Raw genomic sequence first — 20904 nt, 5'->3', positions numbered from 1 at the left:
GTGCGACCTCGCCTTCTCGTCCTCGCCCTCGTCCTGCTGCTGGCTGGCTGCGGCCTCACCCGGCCCGCGTCCAGGGACGTCCAGGGGGCCGACACGTTCGAGGACGACATCCGGGCCGCACGCACGCTCACCGAGTCGTTCTGGACGGAGTTCTTCGACCAGCAGGGGATGAGATATCGGCCTATCGCCGACTTCATCCCTTACTCCGGGAGTTCGGGGCCTTCCTGCGGGGGCGAGCCGTCCGTGCCGAACAACGCCTTCTACTGCCCCGAGGGCCATTTCATCGCCTATGACCAGGCCTGGATGGAGTCCCTGTGGAACGACATGGGCGACGGCTCGGTGTACGTGATCATTCCGCACGAGTTCGGGCACGCCGTCCAGGCCCAGCTCAGGACCGGTTTCGAGCTGAACGTCCAGGCCGAGCTGCAGGCCGACTGCTACGCCGGCGGGACGTTGGCGGCCCTGGTCGGCTCAGGCTCCCTGCGCGCCCAGCCCGGTGACGAGGACGAGCTCATGACCAGCCTGGAGGCCGCCGGCGACCCCACGGACGACTGGCTGGACCCCGCCGCCCACGGCACCGCCGAGCAACGCCAGTCCTCCTTCGCCGGCGGCTACGAGGACGGCGTGGGCGCCTGCTGAGGGTGTACGCGCGGGTCAACCCAGAGGATGATGTGTCTGATCATGACCTGCCTCTACGGTGGAGGCATGCCACTGGAGGAGATCGGCTGGCTGCGCAGAGGCGCGTGCAGGTCCAGCGACCCTGACCTCTTCTTCCCGCTCGCGCCCTCACCGTTGCAGGAGGCCCGCGCGAAGGCGGTCTGCGCCCGCTGCCCGGTCATCGACGAGTGCCGCTCCTACGCCTTACGCGAAGGCGAGACGGAAGGCATCTGGGGTGGCCTCACCCCCCAGGAACGCCGCCGCACCCGCTTCCCCGCCGGCTGGCGCGACTCCGCCGCCTCCTGACCCCACCCACCGCCCACCCCGCCCCCACCGGACGCCGACGTTCTGTGGTGCGACGTAGCCTGCAAGGGTGCTGTTGCGCTCGATCGCCGTCCTCACCGCCGCCAACGTCCTCAACAACAAGATCGCTCCCAGGCTCGCCCCCCTGACCTCCGCCGCCGCCACCGCCGCGCTCGTGGCCATGGCACGCGGGCACGGAGTGTCGTGGCGTGAGCTGGGGTTCGAGAAGGCGTCCCGCGGAGCGGCCGTCGGCGGCGCGCTGGCGGCGGCGGTGGCCGCCGTCTACACCGTGGGCATCGCCGTGCCCCGCACCAGACCGCTCTTCCACGACGAGCGCGCCCTGTCGCTCTCGCGCGCCCGCGCCCTGGAGGAGGCCCTGCTCCAGGTCCCCCTGGGCACGGTCCTGCTGGAGGAGGTCGGGTTCCGCGGCGCGCTGCACGGCATGCTGGCCCGCCGGCACGGCCCGGCCGCCGCCACGGCGGTCTCCTCGGCCCTGTTCGGCCTCTGGCACATCCTCCCGGCGATCGACATGGCCCGCGCGAACCCGGCGCTCGGCGCGCTGACCGCGGGCGAGTCGCCCGCCCGTCTCGACGTCGCGCGAGTGGTGGCGGGCAGCGTGGTGTCCACGGCGGCGGCGGGGGTGCTCTTCTGCGAGCTCCGGCGGCGCGGCGGGCTGCTGGCGCCGTCGATGCTGCACCTGGCGACCAACTCGCTCGGCTACCTCTTCGCGAGGATCTCGGCGAAGGCTGGGCGCGACGGCCGGGGGAAGACTTCCTCCGGCGGGGGATGAGATTTCCACCTCAGAAGATGAGAATCCTTCCTCACGTCCCTGGAACGGTCCAGGAAGTTCGCCTCGCTGCCTTTACCTTCACCCGAGACACGCATCGCGGGAGCTCTCACCGGCTCCCTGAATGCGTCTTTCAAGGTCAGAAGTCCTGATATGCGGTGGAGGTACGGAGGTGGTGCTGCATGCGTACGCTGATCGACGTCGACAGGGACCAGGAGAGGGCCGGCGCAATCGAGGCATTCGAGTTCTGGCGTACCGAGGGAAGCCCGGATCTCCCGGACCGGGAGATCACGCGGCATGTGTGGCGACCACAGGACTGACGTACCTCCTCGACAAGAGCGCCCTCACCCGCATCCGGACGAGCGAGGCGGTCGCCAGGGCCCTTCACCCGCTCTATGTGGCGCAGGTCGTCGCGACCTGCGCCGTCATCGATCTGGAGGTGCTCCGCAGCGCCTGTGATCTCCCCCATTACCGGCGCATCCTGCGTGCGCAGCGCCAGTGCGTCAGCCTGCCTCTGAACCAGGAGGTGCAGTCGCGGGCCGTCGAGGTGCAGAGGCAGCTGATCGGGATCTCTCACCACCGTGGCATCGGGCCGAGCGACCTGCTGATCGCCGCCTGTGCCGAGGTGCATCAGGCGACGATCCTGCACTACGACCGGGCCTTCGACATCATCTCCGAGGTCACCGGGCAGCCCGCGCTCTGGGTGGTGCCGCCGGGCTCGATCCCCTGAGCCGGGAGCGGAACGACCGGGTCAGGCCGTGGGCACGACCTGGAAGCCCTCCGCGTAGTGGCCCTCGCCGAAGCCGGCCTGCTCGGCCCACGCGGCGAAGCGGCCACGGACGAAGTCGACGAAGCCCTCGACGTGGGCGACCTGGCTGACGTGCGACTGCAAGGCCGCGAGCTTGCGGTCCATGACCGCGGTGACGTCCACCCAGTGGTTGGGGGTCGGGCCGCCGTTCAGCCAGACCTCCCTGACAGTCCACGCCTCCAGGCCCTCCTCGCGCAGCAGCTCGGGGAAGGCGTAGGGGTTGCGGGCGTCGGGGTAGACCGCGTCGAGCGCGGCCCCGCCCACGGCCCGGTGGTCGGGGTGGCTGGGGGCGACGAACTGGTAGTTGCGGTCGGGGTGGTGGGTGATGACCAGGTCGGGGCGTACCTGGCGGATCACCCGGGCGATGTCGCGCCGGAGGTCGAGCGAGGGCACCACCCGGCCGTCGGAGTAGCCGAGGAAGCGCACGTCCGTCACGCCGACGGCCTTGGCCGCGGCCAACTGCTCGGTCCTGCGGAGCTCGGCCATGCCGGAGTTGTCGAGGGTGCGCTCGTTGCCGCCGGCGTCACCGTCGGTGACGAGCAGGTACGTGACCTCCACGCCCCGCTCCACGAACAGCGCAATGCTTCCCGCCGCCGCGAAGTCGACGTCGTCGGGATGCGCGGTCACGACAAGTACCCGGTTGATCTCGGCTTCCGGCAGCATGGCTTCCCTTCCTGGACCCTGTACGGAGGACAACCGGCACCCCGTCGGAGGCATTCCGGGCGCCGTTTGTCGGTGGCGCGTCTTAACCTAGGTGGGTGCCGACCCAAGTCTCTGTTGACCACCCCTTGCTCGACGGCCTCAACCCCCAGCAGCGCGAGGCCGTGATCCATCATGGCAGTCCGCTGCTCATCGTGGCGGGGGCGGGGTCGGGGAAGACGCGGGTGCTCACCCACCGCATCGCCTACCTGCTGGCCGAGCGCAACGCGCATCCGGGCGAGATCCTGGCCATCACCTTCACCAACAAGGCCGCCCGCGAGATGAAGGAGCGCATCGACAAGCTCGTCGGGCCGCGTTCCAAGGCGATGTGGGTGATGACGTTCCACAGCGCCTGCATGCGCATCCTGCGGCGCGAGGCCAAGCGGCTGGGCTTCCCGTCCAGCTTCTCGATCTACGACCAGGCCGACTCCCAGCGGCTGATGGCGATGGTCTGCAGGGAGATGGAGCTCGACCCGAAGCGCTACCCGCCGCGTTCGTTCTCGGCGCAGGTCAGCAACTTCAAGAACGAGCTGGTCGACTACGAGACCGCGCTCGACAGGGCGGGCTCGCACCTGGAGAAGACGCTCGCGCAGGCGTACAAGGCCTATCAGCTCAAGCTGACCGAGGCCGGCGCGATGGACTTCGACGACATCATCATGAACACGGTGACGTTGTTCCAGCTCTTCCCCGAGGTGGCCGAGCACTACCGGATGCGGTTCAGGCACGTGCTGGTCGACGAGTACCAGGACACCAACCACGCCCAGTACATCCTGATCCGCGAGCTGGTGGGCCATCCCGAGCTGCGCACCGCCGACGGCGACGTCGTGCGTCCGGGCGCCGACATGTCCGAGCTGTGCGTGGTGGGCGACGCCGACCAGTCGATCTACGCCTTCCGCGGCGCGACGATCCGCAACATCCTGGAGTTCGAGCGCGACTACCCCGACGCCCGCACGATCCTGCTGGAGCAGAACTACCGCTCCACCCAGAACATCCTGGCCGCGGCCAACGCGGTGATCGCGCGCAACGAGGGCCGCAAGCCGAAGAACCTCTGGTCCGACCAGGGCGACGGTCCCAAGATCGTGGGCTACGTCGCCGACAACGAGCACGACGAGGCCATGTTCGTGGCCCAGGAGGTCGACCGGCTCAGCGACGAGGAGGGCGTCAAGCCGAGCGAGGTCGCGGTGTTCTACCGGACCAACGCCGCCTCGCGCGTGTTCGAGGAGATCTTCATCCGCACCGGGCTGCCGTACAAGGTGGTCGGGGGCGTGCGCTTCTACGAGCGCAAGGAGGTCAAAGACCTGCTGGCCTACCTGCGGGTGCTGGCCAACCCGGCCGACGTCGTGTCGATGCGGCGCATCCTCAACGTGCCCAAGCGCGGCATCGGCGAGCGGGCCGAGGCCATGATCGAGGCGCTGTCCTCGCGCGAGCGCATCTCGTTCTGGGAGGCGCTGCGCCGGGCCGACGAGGCGTACGGCATGGCGACGCGCTCGCTCAACGCGGTGCGCGAGTTCGTGGCGATGCTGGAGGAGCTGATCGCCAAGGCCGAGGGCGTGCCGCCGTCGACGCTGGCCGAGGAGATCCTGGTGGCCACCGGCTACCGCGCCGAGCTGGAGGCCTCCGAAGACCCCCAGGACGAGTCCCGCCTGGAGAACCTCAACGAGCTCATCTCGGTGGCCTCGGAGTTCGAGGAGGCCAACCCCGAGGGCACGCTGGTGGAGTTCCTGGAGCAGGTGTCGCTGGTCGCCGACGCCGACCAGATCCCTGACGCCGACGGCGGGCAGGGCGTCGTCACGCTGATGACGCTGCACACGGCCAAGGGGCTGGAGTTCCCGGTCGTCTTCCTGACCGCGATGGAGGACGGCGTGTTCCCGCACGTCCGGTCGCTGGGCGAGCCGAAGGAGCTGGAGGAGGAGCGGCGGCTGGCCTACGTCGGCATCACCCGGGCGCAGAAGCGGCTCTACCTCACGCGGGCGGCGGTGCGCAGCTCGTGGGGGTCGCCGTCGTTCAACCCGGCCTCGCGGTTCGTCAACGAGGTGCCGGGGCAGCTCATCGACTGGCGTACCGACCCCGAGAAGTCGGCCTGGAGCGCGGCGACGCGGCGGGAGCCGGCTGCGCGGCCGGCGCCCAGGAGCGGCGGGTCGCGGCAGATGCTGTCGCTGACGCCCGGCGATCGGGTGACGCACGACAAGTGGGGGCTCGGCACGGTGGTGGCCGTGGACGGGGTGGCGGAGAAGACCAAGGTCAAGATCGACTTCGGCGCCGACGGGGAGAAGACGCTGCTGCTGGCGTACGCCCCCCTGGAGAAGCTCTGACCCCTGGGGGTCAACGGGCGCCCACCCCTCGCCGGAGGCCGGGCGCCCGACGGCGTGGGGTTTGCGGCGGTGGGGGCAGGGCGCTTGGAGGTGGCCCTGCCGCTCCGCTTCCGGGTCAGGCCTTGAGGGCGCTGCCCTGCTTCCACTGGGTCCAGTTGAGCTGCCAGTAGCTCCAGCCGTTGCGCCAGTCGAGCTTGCGCTTGGTTCCGGTGATCTTGACGACGTCACCGCGCTGGGCGATGCCGTAGAACCACTTGGCGCCCTGCGGGGTGGCCCGCACGCAGCCGTGGCTCTGGTTGGAGCGGCCGAGGTACTGGTAGTAGCCGGCGCTCTGGTGCACGTACTCGCCGCTGTCGGAGATGCGCACCGCCCAAGGGATCTCCTCCTTGTAGTAGCGCGGGTCCTTGGGGTCGGTCACCCCCATCCAGGACGACGTCATCGTCTCGACGGACTTCTTGCCCATGGTGAGGTGCACGCCGCTGGTGGTGAGGTAGACGTCCACGCCGTTGCGCAGCAGGCCGCCGCGGCCGGCGCTGATCGCGATCTTCTTGGCGATCTTGCCGTCCCGGTAGACCTTCATCTGGTGCCTGCGGGTGTCGACGACCGAGATGTTCGCGGTGCCGACGGCGAAGCGGCGGGTGACGTCCTCGGCCTTGTTGCCGGGCAGCTGGCTGAGGCGCGCGGTGAACAGCACCTTCTGGTGCGGCTTCCAGTACGTCTTCGTCCGGTAGATGACCTTGCGGGGCGACACCCAGCGCCAGGCGCCCTCGACCGGTTTGTCGGCCTGGACCTCCAGCAGCGCCTCCACGGCGGCCTTGTCCTTCACATCCCGGTCGAACGTGACGATGATCGGGAAACCGACACCGACTTTCTCCGCCGTCTCCGCCATGGGCGTGATGTCGGCGATGTCGAGCTTGACCTTCTTGGCCGGAGCCGCGACGTGGGCAGCCGCGGCGACGCCCACGGAGGCGGTCGTCCGGACCGCCGGGGGCTGCGAGGCTGGCACGCCTTCTGCCGAACAGGCCGCAGCCGAGACCAGTGCGACCATGGCAAGCAACCGGGGGACGCGATTCAAGGGGGTTACTCCTGGATTATGTGCTTCTCCTTCCATGTGTGACTACTGAGACGCCTGATTCGTCTACGAATCGCCGTAACGACCTTGTAACGGTCCAGAAAGCAGGGTCAGACCAGGCGGCGCGCGGTGGCCCAGCGGGACAGCTCGTGCCGGTTGGAGAGCTGGAGCTTGCGCAGCACGGACGACACGTGCGTCTCCACGGTCTTGACCGAGATGAACAGCTCCTTGGCGATCTCCTTGTACGCGTAGCCGCGGGCGATCAGCCGCAGCACCTCGCGCTCGCGCTGGGTCAGCGAGTCGAGCTCGGGGTCGATCGAGGGCGCCTCGGAGGAGGCGAAGGCGTCGAGGACGAACCCGGCCAGCCGCGGCGAGAAGACCGCGTCGCCGTCGGCCACCCGGCGGATGGCGTCGGTGAGCTCCTTGCCGCTGATGTTCTTGGTGACGTAGCCGCGCGCGCCGCCCCTGATGACGCCGATGACGTCCTCGGCGGCGTCGGAGACCGACAGGGCGAGGAAGCGCACCTGCGAGCCCGTGCTGAGGACGCGGCGCAGCACCTCCTGGCCGCCGCCGCCGGGCATGTGCACGTCGAGCAGGACCACGTCGGGCTGATGCTCGGCGATGGCCTTGACCGCCGTCTCGACGTCCTCCGCCTCGCCCACGACCTCGATCGAGTCGCCCAGCTCCGCGCGTACGCCGGATCTGAACAGCCGGTGGTCGTCGACGATCAACACGCGTGTCATTGCTTGTCCACCTTCATCGTCAGCATCACTTCCGTGCCCTCGCCGGGCTCGGTGCGGAGCCTGGCCGTGCCGCCGTGACGTTCCATTCTCCCGATGATGGACTCCCTGATGCCCATTCTGTCGAGGGGCACCGCCTCAAGGTCGAAGCCCTTGCCGCGGTCCTTCACGAAGATGGTCACCTCCAAGCCCTCCACCTCCGCGTAGACGGAGATGGCCGGACTCTCAGAATATTTGGCCGCGTTGACCATCGCCTGCCTGGACGCCTTGAGCATCGCCGCCAGCTTGCCCTGCGGGTCGAGGTCGATGTCGCCGACGCAGACGACCTCGATGGGCACGCCGTGGGAGTCCTCCTCCTCGGCCGCGATCCGGCGTACGGCGGCGGCCACGGTGGCGTCGGCGTCCTGGGCGGGCTGGTAGAGCCAGTTGCGCAGCTCGCGTTCCTGGGCGCGGGCCAGTCTGGTGACCTCGCGGGGGTCGTGCGCGACGCGCTGGATGATGGTGAGCGTGTGCAGCACCGAGTCGTGCACCATGGCGGCCACCTCGGCGCGTTCCTCCTGCCGGATGCGCTCGCGCCGTTCGAGCTGCAGCTCCTTCCACAGGCCGGCCAGCCAGGGCGCGGCGATGACCGCGATGCCGCCGACCACGACGACGGTGAACAGCAGACCGGGCCTGGCCTGGGCCAGCTGGCCCTGGACGTACAGGAAGCCGACCGCGCCGATGACGACCAGCGTCACGCCGAGCAGGGTGCGCACCCGGTTGGTCCGGATGCTCTTGGTGGCGCCGCTGACCCAGTTCTTGCGGCGTTCGGGGTCGGCCTGCTGCCACAGGATGAGCGCGCCGATGCCGCCGGCGGCGAACGGCAACATGCCGATCCCGCCCTTCGAGGCCCCGGTCAGCCAGCCGAACGCGGCCAGCGCCACGCCGATCGCGCTGAACGCGGCGAGCTGGCTCCAGTCGCGCTGCGGCGGCTGCCCCTCGTACGGCTCACGCGGAGTGATCATCCACAGCACGGCGTACGCCACCATGCCGACCCCGTCCACGACGCTGAGCAGCACGAACATCAGCCTGATCACGACGGGATCGAGGGAGAGCTGCGCCGCCAGCCCCTGGGCCACGCCGCCGAGCAGGCGGCCCTCCATGGGGCGGAGCATCCGGCGATAGGGTCGATCGCCGGTGGGCTCGGCAAGTGTCTTCTGGTCTGCCATAACATCGCCATCGTCACATGTCGCGGGCACTTCGGGCATCAGGGAACAACCCCCAGGGTCGAGTCAGGGGTCTCCCGGATGCGACCACCCCGCCCGACGGTCCACGATGGTTCCATGACAGAAGCTCCGCCCAGGCAACCCGCCGCCCCGCCCCGGGAGCTGCGACGCAGCAGCGAGGGGCGCTTCCTCATGGGCGTGTGCGCCGGTCTCGGGCGGCACACCGGCATCGACCCCGTGGTGTTCCGCGTGGCGTTCGCCGTGCTCCTGCTCGGTTCGGGCATCGGGATCTTCCTGTACATCGCGGCGTTCCTGCTGATGAAGGAGCCCAACGGCGGGCCGGGGATCATCGAGCAGTGGACCCGCCGCGACTTCGACGCCGAGGCCGTGATGGCGCTGCTCACGGCGGTGCTCGGGTTCGGCCTCGCGCTCAACCTCGCGACCGTCTGGCTCGACACCGGCACGCTGGTGGTCGGCGTGCTGCTGGCCGTCTCGCTGCTCGCGGCCCACTCCAGAGGCGTCGACCTGCTGGGCCTGGCCCGCTCGATGCCCGAGCGGCTCGGTCGCCGGCGCTCCCCCGACGCGGAGCCGCCCGCGCCGCCCTACGCGCCGCCCGCGTCCGCACCTCGGGTGCGTCCCGCCGAACCCGGCTGGTCCGGCCTCGGCGACACCGTGACGGCTCACCCTGAATCCCCTGCCCCGGCCCCCAGAATGACGGCCGCCGCGCACGCCGAGGCCGTGGCCGCGCGGCTGCGGGCGATGTCCGCAGGCCGGCAGGCCGAGCCACCCCGTACGGACCGGCCCGAAACCCCTGAAGCGGGACAGGCGGAGGCCGGCCGGGCCGAGATGTCGAAGATCGAGGCCGCACAGGCGATGGAGGCCGCCGGCGCCGTGACGGCGGAGCACCAGCTCCCCGCCGACGCGACCCGCCAGGCGCAGACGCCCGGCACAGAGGCCGCTGAGGCCGCTGAGCCCCCTGAGGCCGCTGAGGCCCCGAAGACGCGGGTCGAGGCCCCGCCGCCGCAGCCGCGGCCGCAAGCCGAGGCTCAGGCGGCGTCGCGGCAGGAGCCGCCCGACTACCGCCCCCAGCCCAGGACCGCGATCGACTACAGCGGCTACGGCGAGCCCTTCGCCCCGAAGGGCCCCTACCGCCCGCTCGACCCGGCCAGGCGGCCGGGCCAGTCGCCCTACGACCCGGCCCTGTACGGCCGCCCGGCACCCGCCCCGGCCCCCCGGGCCCGACGCCCCAAGTCGTTCATCGGGGTCATCACCATCTTGCTCGCGATCATAGTGGGAGGGATCGTCGTGGCGGTCCAGGCCAGGTCGGCCGCGGGCGTGAGCCCGACCATCGTCGGCGGCGCCGTGCTCATCACCATCGGCGCCGGGCTGCTCATGGCCGCCTGGTGGGGCCGCGGCGCCGGTCTCGTCGCGGCGGGCACCACGGTCGCGCTGCTGATCGGCGTGGGGCTGATGCTGGGCGGCCTGCCGCGCAACTTCGGCGACTCCACCTGGTACCTGACCAAGCCCTCGGAGGCCGGCAAGGTCTACGACGTCGGCGTCGGCGACGGCCGGCTGGACCTGACGGAGCTGAAGGCGCTGCCGGGGACGAGCCTGACGTTCGACGCCCGGGTCTCCGTGGGCGAGCTGACGGTGATCGTGCCGCCGACGGCCAGGGTCGAGGTGCACGCGATGAACAAGGTCGGCGACATCAAGGTCGACCAGTCGATCAGGGGCGGCGTGGACGTCAAGTTCGACAAGGTGCTGGAGCCCGAGGTCAGGTCCGAGGACGAGGAGTTCACGATCGTGCTGAACCTGCGGGGCGGCCTCGGCGACATGGAGGTGCGGCGTGGCGCGTGACGTCGAACGGGTCCGGCGCCTGCACCGGACCGACTGGATGGCCCTGCTGAGCGGCACGTTGTTCGTGGTGCTCGGCATCCTCGTGGTGACCCGCGAGCTCAGGGACGCGCTGGTCCTGGTCGGGCTGACCGTGGTGGGGCTGGCCTTCGCGGGGGTGGTGGCGATCATCGCCCGGGTGGTCCGCGGCAAGTAACCCTTGACCGGGAAAAACACCGGCGTAGTTTCGGGTGTGTCCGCCTTTCCCCCTGCTCCTGAGGGAGGACGTATGCCCCGAATCACCGTCACCGTCGACGGGATCAAGTACGAGGAGGACGTCGAGCCGCGGCTCCTCCTCGTCCATCTACTCCGTGAGCGGCTCGGCAGGACCGGCACCCCGGTCGGCTGCGACACCAGCAACTGCGGCGCCTGCACGGTGCTGCTCGACGGCAAGAGCGTGAAGAGCTGCTCCGTGCTCGCCGTGCAGGCCGACGGCGGCGACGTCGTCACCGTCGAGGGCCTGGGCGCGAACGGGTCGATGCACCCGATGCAGCGGGCCTTCCACGAAGAGCACGCGTTGCAGTGCGGCTACTGCACCCCCGGCATGGTCATGGCCGCGATCGACCTGGTCCGGGAGGACCCGGAGCCGTCGGAGGAGTCGATCAGGCACGGGCTGGAGGGCAACCTGTGCCGCTGCACGGGCTACTGCAACATCGTGCGCGCGGTGAAGCGCGGCGCGCAGGAGATGGGGCAGGCGGTGAGGACGCAGTGAGCGAGCTGAGCCCCGAGGCCGTCGCCGGGCAGATCGCCGGCAGCGGCCAGATCGACGAGCCGGCCGGCGTGCACGAGGTGGGCCGGCCGCGCCGGCGCAAGGAGGACGCCAGGCTGCTGACGGGACGTACGCGCTGGACGGACAACCTCTCCAGCCCCGGCACGCTGCACGTGATGTTCCTGCGCAGCCCGATGGCCCACGCCCGGATCACCCGGGTGGACGTGTCGGCGGCCCGCGGCCTGCCCGGCGTGGTGGCCGCGTTCAGCGGCCAGGACTTCGCCGCCGAGCAGGGCAGCCTGCCGTGCGCGTGGCCGGTGACCGACGACGTCGTCATCCCCGACCACCCGCCGATGGCCACCTCCGAGGTCCGGTACGTCGGCGAGGCCGTGGCCTGCGTGGTCGCGACCGACCGGTATCAGGCGGCCGACGCGCTGGAGGCCATCGAGGTCGACTACGAGCCGCTGCCCGCGGTGCTCGACATGACCGAGGCGCTGTCGCCGGACAGCCCGAAGGTGCACGAGGCGGGCAACCAGGCGTTCTCCATGAAGATCACCTCGGGTGACATCGACGCGGCGTTCGAGGGCGCCGCCGTCGTCGTCGACCGGACGTACGTGCAGCAGCGGCTCATCCCGACGGCCATGGAGCCGCGGGCGGTGCTGGTGGACACCGACGGCGACTCGTTCACGATGTGGACCTCCACCCAGATCCCGCACATCCTGCGCGTCATGCTCGCGGTGGTGACCGGCATCCCCGAGCACGACCTGCGGGTGATCGCCCCCGACGTGGGCGGCGGGTTCGGCTCGAAGTTGCAGGTCACCGCCGAGGAGGTGCTCTGCCTGCTGATGGCGCGCCGGCTGGGCCGGCCGGTCAAGTGGACGGAGTCCCGCTCCGAGGGCAACCTGACCGTGCACCACGGCCGCGACCAGCTCCAGCACATCCGGCTCGCGGCCGACGCCGACGGGCGCATCCGGGGGCTCCAGGTCGACCTGCTGGCCGACATGGGCGCGTACCTGATGCTGGTGACGCCGGGGGTGCCGCTGCTCGGGGCGTCCATGTTCAACGCGATCTACAAGATGGACGCCTACGAGTTCGGCTGCCGGGGCGTGTTCACCACCAAGATGCCGACGGACGCCTACCGGGGCGCGGGCCGTCCCGAGGCGACGTTCGGCATCGAGCGGACGATGGACGAGCTCGCCGCCGAGCTGGGCCTGGACCCGCTGGAGGTGCGCCGGCGCAACTGGATCAGGCACGAGGAGTTCCCGTACACGACGATCTCGGGGCTGACCTACGACTCGGGCAACTACGAGGCGGCCACGGAGCGGGCGCTGTCGCTGTTCGGCTACGACAAGCTGCGGGCCGAGCAGGCCGACCGGCGGGACCGGGGCGATCCGGTGCAGCTCGGGATCGGGGTCAGCACGTACACGGAGATGTGCGGGCTGGCGCCGTCGAGGCTGCTCGGGGCGGCCAGGTTCGGGGCGGGCGGCTGGGAGCACGGCTCGGTGCGCATGTTGCCGACCGGCAAGGTCGAGGTCATCACCGGCACGTCCCCGCACGGCCAGGGGCACGTGACGGCGTGGAGCCAGATCGTGGCCGACGCGCTGGGCGTGCCGTTCGAGGACGTGCGGGTGCTGCACGGCGACACGGCCGTCGCGCACAAGGGCATGGACACCTACGGCTCGCGCTCGCTGGTCGTGGGCGGCATCGCCGTGCTCCAGGCGTGCGAGAAGGTCAGGGAGAAGGCCAGGAAGCTGGCCGCCCACATGCTGGAGTGCTCGCCCGACGACCTGGAGTTCGACGGCGGCGTGTTCAAGGTGCGCGGCACCGGGTCGGGCCGGACGATCCAGGAACTGGCCTACGCCACGTTCCAGGCGCACGACCTGCCCGACGGCGTGGAGGCGCGGCTGGACTCCGACGCCACCTTCGACCCGGACAACTACTCCTTCCCGCACGGCACGCACCTGTGCGCGCTGGAGGTGGACACCGAGACGGGCATGACCAGGATCCGTTCGTACGTGGCCGTGGACGACGTCGGCAAGGTGGTCAACCCGCTGATCGTCGAGGGCCAGGTGCACGGCGGCATCGCGCAGGGCGTGGCGCAGGCCCTGTTCGAGGAGGCCGTCTACGACTCCGAGGGCAATCTGCTGACCGCGACCATGGCCGACTACCTGCTGCCGTCGGCGGCGGACCTGCCGTCGTTCACGACGGACCGCACCGAGACCCCCGCGACCGGCAACCCGCTGGGCGTCAAGGGCGTCGGCGAGGCGGGCACGATCGCCTCCACCCCGGCGGTGGTGAACGCGATCGTGGACGCGCTGCGGCCCTACGGCGTCGGCGACGTCCGGATGCCGTGCACGCCCGAGCGTGTCTGGCGAGCGCTGGAAGGAGCGCGGCGATGATCCCCGCACCGTTCGACTACGTGCGTCCCGACTCGCTCTCGGCGGCCTGCGCGGAGCTGGCCGCCGACGAGGACGCCAAGGCGCTGGCCGGCGGGCAGTCGTTGCTGCCGTTGTTGCGGTTGCGGCTGGCGTATCCGTCCAGGCTGGTGGACATCGGGCGGCTGCCCGGCCTGAACGGCGTGCACGACCGGGGCGACCACGTCTTCATCGGCGCGCTGGCCACGCACGACGAGGTCATGCGGTCGCCGGTGGTGAACGCCGGCGCCCCGCTGGTGGCGCTGGCCACGGCCCGGGTGGCCGACCCCGCGATCAGGCACCGGGGCACGTTCGGCGGCTCGCTGGCGCACGCCGACCCGGCCGGTGACCTGCCGGCCGTGGTGCTGGCGCTGGACGGCGTGATCGTGGCCGCGTCGGCGCGGGGCGAACGGGAGATCCCGGCCGCCGAGTTCTTCGTCGACTACCTGGAGACGTCGCTGCGCGCCGGGGAGATCCTGGTCGGCGTGAAGGTGCCGAAGCTGGGCGAGGGCTGGGGCTTCCACTACGAGAAGTTCCACCGGACCGCGCAGTCGTGGGCGATCGTCGGCGTGGCGGCCGCGGTCAGGCGTGCCAACGGCTCGATCGCCGAGGCCAGGGTCGCGCTGACGAACATGGGCCCGACCCCGGTGCGCGCCCGCGCGACCGAGACCGCGTTGCGCGGCGTCGAGCTCGGCGACCGGGTGCGGCAGGCGTGCGAGGAGGCGGCGGAGGGCACCTCGCCCCCCGCCGACCTGCACGCCCAGCCCGACTACCGCCGTCACCTGGCCCGGGTGCTGACCCATCGGGCAGTGCGCACGGCCGCCGGGACCCCCTGAGTGAGGCGGGGGCGCCTCTTCCGGGCGCCCCCGCCCCGACGTAGTGTCGCAACCAACCTCGGAAGGAGCGGATCGATGGCGATGCGGTTCGAGCACGAGTTCACTGTCCCGGTTCCGGTCGAGCAGGCGTGGGCGGTGCTGCTCGACGTCGAACGGGTTGCGCCGTGCCTGCCCGGGGCGACGCTCGACATCTTCGAGGGCGACGAGTTCACCGGCCGGATGAAGGTCAAGGTCGGCCCGATCACCGTCACCTACCGGGGCTCGGCCAGGTTCGAGGACGTCGACAAGGACGCCCACACGCTGACCATCCAGGCGTCGGGCAAGGAGGCCAGGGGCTCCGGCACGGCCTCGGCCACGGTCAGGGCGCGCATGACGCCGGCCGAGGGAGGCACGTCGGTGGCCGTGGAGACGACGTTCAACGTGACCGGGCGGCCGGCGCAGTTCGGGCGCGGGGTCATGGCCGAGGTCGGGGCCAAGCTGATCGACAGGTTCGCCGGCAACCTGGCCCAGCTCCTCTCCGAGCCCATGGTGGAGCCGGTCGCACCCCAGGAGCAGGGGCAGCCTCAGGAGGAGGAGCGGCACCTGAGCGCGGTGACCGTCCCCGAGCCGGACGTGCGGCCCGCGGGCACGCTGCGGACCTCGCGCACGCCCGACGAGGAGGCGCTCGACCTGATGGAGATCGCCGGGCAGCCGCTGCTCAGGCGGCTCGCGCCGATCGCGGGCGGCCTGCTGGCGCTCACGATCCTCATCTGGGTAGTTCGTCGCCTTATGCGCTGATTTTCAGCAAAAACCACATAAAGTCCGGTCACTTCCCGCTATCAGGGGGAAGTGCCATTCCCGCAGGTCATTTCTGGGGGGACATGGGCATGCCGGACTGCAGCGTCGTCGTGATCTCGTACAACGACGCGGCCCGCCTGCCCAGGGCCGTGCGTTCGGTGTTGCGGCAGACGTTGCGCGACCTGGAAGTGATCATCTCCGACGACGCGAGCACGGACGGCACGCCCGAGGTGGCCGCGCGGCTCATGGCCGAGGACCCGCGGGTGCGCTATCTGCGCAGGCAGAGCAACAGCGGCGGCTGCGGAGCCCCGCGCAACGACGGCATCGACGCGGCCAGGGCGCCGTACGCCATGTTCCTCGACAGCGACGACGAGCTGCCCGGGCACGCGTGCAAGAGCCTGCTCACCGAGATCGAGCGCACCGGCGCCGACTTCGTGTCGGGGCAGATCTCCCGGCTGTTCGAGCGGGACGGACGGCTGCGCCCGTACTATCCGTCGTTGTTCGCCCGGCGGCGGGTGGTCGAGGGCATCCGCGCGGAGCCCGAGCTCTTCCTCGACTCCTTCAGCACCAACAAGCTCTACAACGTCGCCTGGCTGCGCGACAACGTGCTGCGCTTCCCCGAGGACATCCACTACGAGGACCACGTCTTCGCCACCGAGCTGTACGCGCTGGCCCGCCGGTTCGCGATCGTGCCGTGGGTGGTCTACCACTGGCACCGGGCGAGCTCGAACGAGTCGATCTCCCTGAGCATCGACGAGATGGACAACGTGCGGCAGCGGGTGACCGCGGCCCGGCTGAGCGACGACATCCTGCGCGGCTACGGCGCCCATGACCTGGTGCCGCACCGGCAGTACCGGTTCCTGCGGCAGGACCTGCGGGTCTACCTCAACCCGCTGCCCGCGCGCGACCTGGTGTGGGTCAAGGAGTTCGCCTCGGTCGTGCGGCCGTACCTGGAGGAGATCCCCGGCGCGGTGTTCGACCGGATCGAGCCGATGGACCGGGTCTGCTGCCGGCTCATCCTGGACGACCGGATCGAGGACCTGCGCGTGGCGGCCGGCTCGCTGACCGGCCCCCGGGCCGCGCCGCGGGCGGCCGTACAGGTGGACGGGCGCACGTACTGGGGAACCACGGCCGCGCCGGGGCTGGACATCACCGCGCTGCGCCTGGCCGAGCTGCCCTACACCGACTCCCGGCTGCGGCACGAGGTGACCGGCCTGGCCACGAACGGCGAGCGGGTGCGGATGACCGTGCGCACCTACGACCCGTTCGGCGTGCTGCCGGCCGAGTGGGACGCCTTCCTGGAGGCGGGCCGGGAACGGGTGCCGATCCGGCCGGTCCCCTCGGGCGACGGCGGCTACGTCAGCGAGGTCGTCTTCGCGCCCTGCGGCAGGAGCGACCCGCGCATCGGCTTCCGGCGCCGCTCCGACGGCCACGTCACCACCGACCGGCTGATCGTGGACCCCAACCTGGAGCCGATCGAGCTGCCCGGCTGCACGGTGAAGACCGAGGGCTACGCCGCCTACCTGTGCGTGCGCACGCACTCGCGCACCCGCTCGGCGCTGCGGCGGGCGCGGCGGCTGCTGCTCACGAAGCTCAACACGCCGCGCGCCAAGCTGCGCGCGTACAAGCTGCTGATCAGGGTGGTGCCGCGGCGCGACGACCTCGCCCTGTTCGAGTCGGACGTCGGCAAGGGCTACAACGGCAGCCCCCGCGCCATCTACGAGGAGGTGCGGCGGCGCGGCCTGCCGATCGAGGCGGTCTGGTCGGTCGCCAAGGGCCGCAAGAACTTCCCCGCCGACGTGCGGCTGGTCCGCCGGGGAAGCTGGCGCTACCTGTGGACGATGGCCCGCGCCGGGATCTGGGTGGACAGCCACGGCTTCCCGCTGGACTACCCGAAGCCGCCCGGCACCCGCTACCTGCAGACCTGGCACGGGCAGGGCATCAAGTCGATCGGCTTCGACGCGCCCGACCTGCGCGGCGACTTCGACCGGCCGCGCGAGCAGTGGCGGGCCGCCGTCGCCCGGTGGGACGCGCTGGTCTCGCCGAGCGCCGAGTTCTCGCGGGTGTTCCTGCCCTCCAACGGCTACGACGGCAAGGTCTACCGGTGCGGCACCCCGCGCTGCGACGCGCTGGTGCGGGCGGAGGCGGCCGGCGACGTGCGGGCCCGGCTGGAGATCCCGCCGGGGCGCAAGGTCCTGCTCTACGCGCCCACCTACCGCGACCGGGACAAGATGAGCGGCCGTTCGGTACGCGCCGACCTGGACCTCATGGCCGCGGAGCTGGCCGGCGAGTGGGTGGTGGTGCTGCGCACGCATCCGGTCGAGAAGTACGACCCGCCCGAGCGGCTCAGGCACTTCGTGCGGCCGGCCGCGTCCTATCCGGAGATCAACGACCTGATGCTGGCCTCCGACGCGCTGCTGACCGACTACTCCTCCGTGATGTGCGACTACGCGGTGACCGGCCGGCCGATGGTGTTCCTCATCGACGACTGGGACGACTACCGCCTCTCCGAGCGCGGCGTCTACCACGACCTGCCCGCCATCGCCCCGGGCCCGTGCGTGACGACCACGGCGGAGCTGGTGGACGTGCTGCGGAACCTGCCCGAGGTGCACGCCGCCTTCGCCGCCAAGTACGCCGCCTTCCGCGCCCTGTGGTGCGCCGACGAGCACGGCGACGCCTCCGCCCGCATAGTGGACGACTTCTTCGAAGGGCGCACGCGATGACCGTCGTCTTCGCCTGCCTGGACGCCGACACGCTCGGCGGCGTCCAGCGGGTCACCCACACCCTGGCCCAGGGCCTGGCGGAACGCGGCCACGAGGTGCACGTCGTCGGCCTGCACCGCGCCGCCGCGCCGTTCCGCTACGTGGACCGGCCGCTCTACCGGCAGCACGTCGTGGGCGGCCCGCTCGGCGAGCAGGGCCCGCTGGCCAGGCGGCTGGCCGACCGCAGGGTGAAGGAGTTGCTGCGCGGCGTGCGCCCGGGGTACGCGGTGCTGACGTCGCCGTCGGTGGTGACCCGGCTGTCGGGGCTGCTGCCCGCCGGGTTCCGCTCGATCGGGCAGTACCACGGCTCCTACGGCCACGCCCGCGACTGCTGGCACCTGGCCTCGATCAAGAAGCACTACCCCGACCTCGACCAGGCGCTCTTCCTCAGCGACGACGACGCCTGGGCCTTCGCCGAGCACGCCCTGCTGCCCAACGCCTGGACGCTGCCCAACCCGCTGGACGCCTGGCCGCGGGAGACGTCGGCGCTGGACGTGCCGCGGGTGCTGGGCGTGGGGCGGCTGGAGGGCGTCAAGCGGTTCGACCGGCTGATCAGCGCGTTCGCCCGCGCCGAGCCGCCGCCGTCCTGGGAGCTGCACCTGATCGGCGACGGCGCGGAACGCGAGCGGCTGCGGGCGCACGCGGCCCGGGAGGGCGTCGCGGACCGGGTGGTCTTCCGCGGCCTGGTGCCCGCTCATCGGATGCGGGCGGAGTACCTGAACGCCTCGCTGGTGGCGCTGACCAGCGAGCACGAGGGCCTGCCGGTCGTGCTGCTGGAGGCGTGCGCCCACGGGGTGCCGTCGGTGGCCTTCGACGTGTCGGGCGGCGTGCGCTCGGCGGGCCCGGTACGGGTGCCGCCGGGGGACGTGGACGCGTTCGCCGCCGAGCTGGCCGCGCTGATGGGATCGGCGCCGGAGCGGCGGCGGCTGGGGGCCGCCGCCCGGGCACGGGCCGAGGCGTTCCGCCTCGACCACGTGCTGGACCGCTGGGAGCGGCTGTTCGCGCACATCCAGCGCTAGACGGTCACCTCGGGACGCTGCTGCGGGATGCCGGCCAGCGACTTCTGCGTGGAGGTGAGCAGCGCGCCGACCGGGCTGGGCTCGCGCAGCCGGTTGAAGCGGTCGCGCATGGCCTTGCGCGACCGGCTGGCCTTGCGCTTCTGCATGGTCTTCTGGCAGGCCGTCAGGTGCTCCTTGGCCGGCCTGGGCGCGCCGGTCAGCTCGTAGCCGTTGGCCTGGAGGCGCTCGCCGAGGACCTGCTCGCAGAGCGCGATCTCCCAGTCGTCCAGGCGGTTGGCCCAGCTCCCGACCCGGCTGCGGGTGACCTCGCGGTGGGTGTTGCTGTGCCAGACCTTGTGCTGCGGGACGGCCTGGACGGCGGCCTCGCGGGGGGAGATCATCGACGGCGCGAAGTCCTCCTCCAGGAAGTGGCAGAGCTTCTTCATCTCGGTCATCGGGTCGTCGGTGAGGTCTTCGTAGCGCAGCTCGTAGTAGGTGTCGTCGGGCAGCGTGCGCCGCAGCCGCTCGCCGGCGTCGATGGCCTCGGCCCAGGTGGAGATCGCGTGGAAGGAGTCCAGCGTGTACCAGGGCATCTCCTTCAGCGAGGCCACGCAGTCGCGGCCGTCCCTGATCAGGTGGATGAACTGGGCGTCGGGGAAGAGGCGCAGCAGCAGGTCGGTCTGCTTGACGTAGCTGGGCCTCTTGTCGCCCCAGCGGGCCTTGTCGAAGCGGTCGGCGTACATGCGGAAGGCGGTGCCGATGACCGAGCCGAGCGAGCCCGGCCCCTCCACGGCCTGCCGGATGAACTCGTCCTTGTCGATCTTGAGCTCGCGGAACTTCGTGCTGCGGTCGGTGGCGATCCACTGCGCCAGTGCCTTGCGCCGCTGGGGGACCCGCAGGTCGCCCCATGTGCGGCGCCGGTAATAAGCGGGAACGAGGAAGCGCGTCTCCGGCGGCACCGCCATGCGCGGGTGCGAGTGGAGCATGAGCTGGAGCATCGTGGTGCCGGACCGCGGGCATCCAATGACGAAGACTGGCCGGTCGGACATTTCGTACTAACCCCCGAAAACTTAGACGAGAACGTGCTCTCGGCTCTCCTGGGAGGGCACGCTGTGCCTGCGCGTGAAGAGCCACATCCGGTAGACAAGGAAGATCTCGTTGGCCAGGAGCAGGACACCGGCGGCCATGGCGAGCGGGATCAGCGCCCACGCCCCCGCGAGCGGCGCCACCACGAAGACCGCGGCGTGGAACTCGATGCCGCTGATCAGGTGCGAACGCACCCGGTGCCTGGCCAGGAACCTGTTGAGGCGCCTGAAGAAGGAAGGCAGCCGCCGCCTGCGGCCGCCGGGGCGCGGACCGCGCTCCACGAGCAGGTGCAGGTCGAGGTCCGCGGGCGCACAGTCCAGCGGGACGGTGTCCTCGCCGGGCGGCTCCGGCTCGCCCCGCTCCTCCCTGACGGCCTCGCGCACCCGCTTCATCTGCGGGGCGTTGACGTATCTGAACAGGTCGAGCACGGCCACCGCCGCGCCGAGCACCACGTAGCGGACATCGTCCGTCAGGACGTACTGCCCGTACGCCAGCCCCCCGGCGCACAGGACGACCCTGACCCGGTCCCCCACGTAGTCCAGCCAGAGGCCGAAGGGCGTCCCCGTGCCCTTGAGCCTGGCTATCTTGCCGTCCACGCAGTCGATGGTGAAGCTCAGGTAGAACATCAGGGCGCCGGCGACGAGCTGGTCCAGCGCGAAGCAGGCCGCTGACACCATGCCGAGGACCAGCGAGAACACCGTGAGCCCGTTGGGCGTGATCCGGGTGCGGTTGGCGACGGGAAGGGCGACCCGGCAGGCGACCGGATCCACGAAATACACGGTCCACCAGGAGTCTCTCCGCTTGCGTGTCTCGTAGACGTCATCCAGCGAATAGGTCCTCATGGAT

Annotated in this window: 20 protein-coding genes; 14 read left to right on the top strand and 6 right to left on the bottom strand. The window is 71.1% G+C overall.

Annotated features, from left to right (window positions below):
* From AB0J46_RS34045 to AB0J46_RS34025, 5 genes are all read left to right on the top strand, one after another.
* The gene (locus AB0J46_RS34045; RefSeq protein ID WP_364338213.1) at positions 1–639 is read left to right on the top strand and encodes a neutral zinc metallopeptidase; all 639 of its coding nucleotides are present in this window, start codon (positions 1–3) and stop codon (positions 637–639) included.
* Between the two features lie 66 nt (positions 640–705).
* Positions 706–963, top strand: coding sequence for a WhiB family transcriptional regulator (locus AB0J46_RS34040; protein WP_364338212.1), 258 nt, complete (start codon positions 706–708; stop codon positions 961–963).
* 67 nt (positions 964–1030) lie between these two features.
* Positions 1031–1750 carry a CPBP family intramembrane glutamic endopeptidase gene (locus AB0J46_RS34035; RefSeq protein WP_364338211.1) on the top strand — a complete coding sequence of 240 codons (720 nt, stop codon included), beginning with the start codon at positions 1031–1033 and terminating at the stop codon, positions 1748–1750.
* Positions 1751–1929: 179 nt separating this feature from the next.
* Complete coding sequence (locus AB0J46_RS34030; RefSeq protein WP_364338210.1) at positions 1930–2067, top strand: hypothetical protein; 138 nt, start codon at positions 1930–1932, stop codon at positions 2065–2067.
* Positions 2049–2477: a PIN domain-containing protein gene (locus tag AB0J46_RS34025; protein ID WP_364338209.1), complete on the top strand. Its 429-nt coding sequence runs from the start codon at positions 2049–2051 to the stop codon at positions 2475–2477. Before AB0J46_RS34030 ends, AB0J46_RS34025 begins: the two co-directional genes overlap by 19 nt.
* 21 nt (positions 2478–2498) lie before the next feature.
* Here the strand turns inward: AB0J46_RS34025 and AB0J46_RS34020 are convergent, their stop codons facing one another.
* Entirely contained in the window at positions 2499–3218 is a 720-nt protein-coding gene (locus AB0J46_RS34020) for a PIG-L deacetylase family protein (RefSeq protein WP_364338208.1), read from the bottom strand.
* Positions 3219–3343: 125 nt separating this feature from the next.
* Between AB0J46_RS34020 and pcrA the strand changes: the two genes are divergently transcribed.
* Complete coding sequence (gene pcrA / locus AB0J46_RS34015; protein ID WP_364338309.1) at positions 3344–5566, top strand: DNA helicase PcrA; 2223 nt, start codon at positions 3344–3346, stop codon at positions 5564–5566.
* 115 nt (positions 5567–5681) lie between these two features.
* Here pcrA and AB0J46_RS34010 read toward each other — a convergent pair whose 3' ends face one another.
* From AB0J46_RS34010 to AB0J46_RS34000, 3 genes are all read right to left on the bottom strand, one after another.
* Complete coding sequence (locus AB0J46_RS34010) at positions 5682–6572, bottom strand: L,D-transpeptidase (RefSeq protein ID WP_364338207.1); 891 nt, start codon at positions 6570–6572, stop codon at positions 5682–5684.
* 176 nt (positions 6573–6748) lie between these two features.
* Positions 6749–7381, bottom strand: a complete 633-nt coding sequence (locus tag AB0J46_RS34005; RefSeq protein ID WP_352323887.1) for a response regulator transcription factor — start codon at positions 7379–7381, stop codon at positions 6749–6751.
* A complete protein-coding gene (locus AB0J46_RS34000; RefSeq protein WP_364338206.1) occupies positions 7378–8586 on the bottom strand; it encodes a PspC domain-containing protein in 1209 nt (402 codons plus the stop codon). Before AB0J46_RS34000 ends, AB0J46_RS34005 begins: the two co-directional genes overlap by 4 nt.
* A 114-nt stretch (positions 8587–8700) precedes the next feature.
* Here AB0J46_RS34000 and AB0J46_RS33995 point away from each other — a divergent pair, with 114 nt between their 5' ends.
* The 8 genes from AB0J46_RS33995 (at position 8701) to AB0J46_RS33960 (ending at position 18993) form a co-directional block, all read left to right on the top strand.
* Complete coding sequence (locus AB0J46_RS33995) at positions 8701–10440, top strand: PspC domain-containing protein (RefSeq protein WP_364338205.1); 1740 nt, start codon at positions 8701–8703, stop codon at positions 10438–10440.
* On the top strand, positions 10430–10633 hold the full coding sequence (locus AB0J46_RS33990) for a hypothetical protein (RefSeq protein ID WP_357994707.1): 204 nt from the start codon (positions 10430–10432) through the stop codon (positions 10631–10633). Before AB0J46_RS33995 ends, AB0J46_RS33990 begins: the two co-directional genes overlap by 11 nt.
* A 72-nt stretch (positions 10634–10705) precedes the next feature.
* Positions 10706–11188 carry a (2Fe-2S)-binding protein gene (locus tag AB0J46_RS33985; RefSeq protein WP_352362730.1) on the top strand — a complete coding sequence of 161 codons (483 nt, stop codon included), beginning with the start codon at positions 10706–10708 and terminating at the stop codon, positions 11186–11188.
* 50 nt (positions 11189–11238) lie between these two features.
* Complete coding sequence (locus tag AB0J46_RS33980) at positions 11239–13584, top strand: xanthine dehydrogenase family protein molybdopterin-binding subunit (protein ID WP_364338308.1); 2346 nt, start codon at positions 11239–11241, stop codon at positions 13582–13584.
* Positions 13581–14435 carry a xanthine dehydrogenase family protein subunit M gene (locus AB0J46_RS33975; protein ID WP_364338204.1) on the top strand — a complete coding sequence of 285 codons (855 nt, stop codon included), beginning with the start codon at positions 13581–13583 and terminating at the stop codon, positions 14433–14435. The genes AB0J46_RS33980 and AB0J46_RS33975 overlap by 4 nt, the downstream gene beginning before the upstream one ends.
* 75 nt (positions 14436–14510) lie before the next feature.
* Complete coding sequence (locus AB0J46_RS33970) at positions 14511–15212, top strand: SRPBCC family protein (protein ID WP_364338203.1); 702 nt, start codon at positions 14511–14513, stop codon at positions 15210–15212.
* Between the two features lie 89 nt (positions 15213–15301).
* Positions 15302–17935, top strand: a complete 2634-nt coding sequence (locus tag AB0J46_RS33965; protein WP_364338202.1) for a CDP-glycerol glycerophosphotransferase family protein — start codon at positions 15302–15304, stop codon at positions 17933–17935.
* Complete coding sequence (locus AB0J46_RS33960; protein WP_364338201.1) at positions 17932–18993, top strand: glycosyltransferase; 1062 nt, start codon at positions 17932–17934, stop codon at positions 18991–18993. Before AB0J46_RS33965 ends, AB0J46_RS33960 begins: the two co-directional genes overlap by 4 nt.
* Here AB0J46_RS33960 and AB0J46_RS33955 read toward each other — a convergent pair.
* A complete protein-coding gene (locus AB0J46_RS33955; RefSeq protein ID WP_358282256.1) occupies positions 18990–20021 on the bottom strand; it encodes a sulfotransferase in 1032 nt (343 codons plus the stop codon). The genes AB0J46_RS33960 and AB0J46_RS33955 overlap by 4 nt on opposite strands.
* 21 nt (positions 20022–20042) lie before the next feature.
* A complete protein-coding gene (locus tag AB0J46_RS33950; RefSeq protein WP_364338200.1) occupies positions 20043–20900 on the bottom strand; it encodes a CDP-alcohol phosphatidyltransferase family protein in 858 nt (285 codons plus the stop codon).
* Positions 20901–20904: the final 4 nt, after the last annotated feature.

It is taken from the genome of Nonomuraea sp. NPDC049758 (assembly GCF_040674635.1).
Lineage (GTDB): Bacteria > Actinomycetota > Actinomycetes > Streptosporangiales > Streptosporangiaceae > Nonomuraea.
Note: the sequence above shows the minus strand (reverse complement) of the source record. Positions and strands in the feature narration are given on the sequence as shown.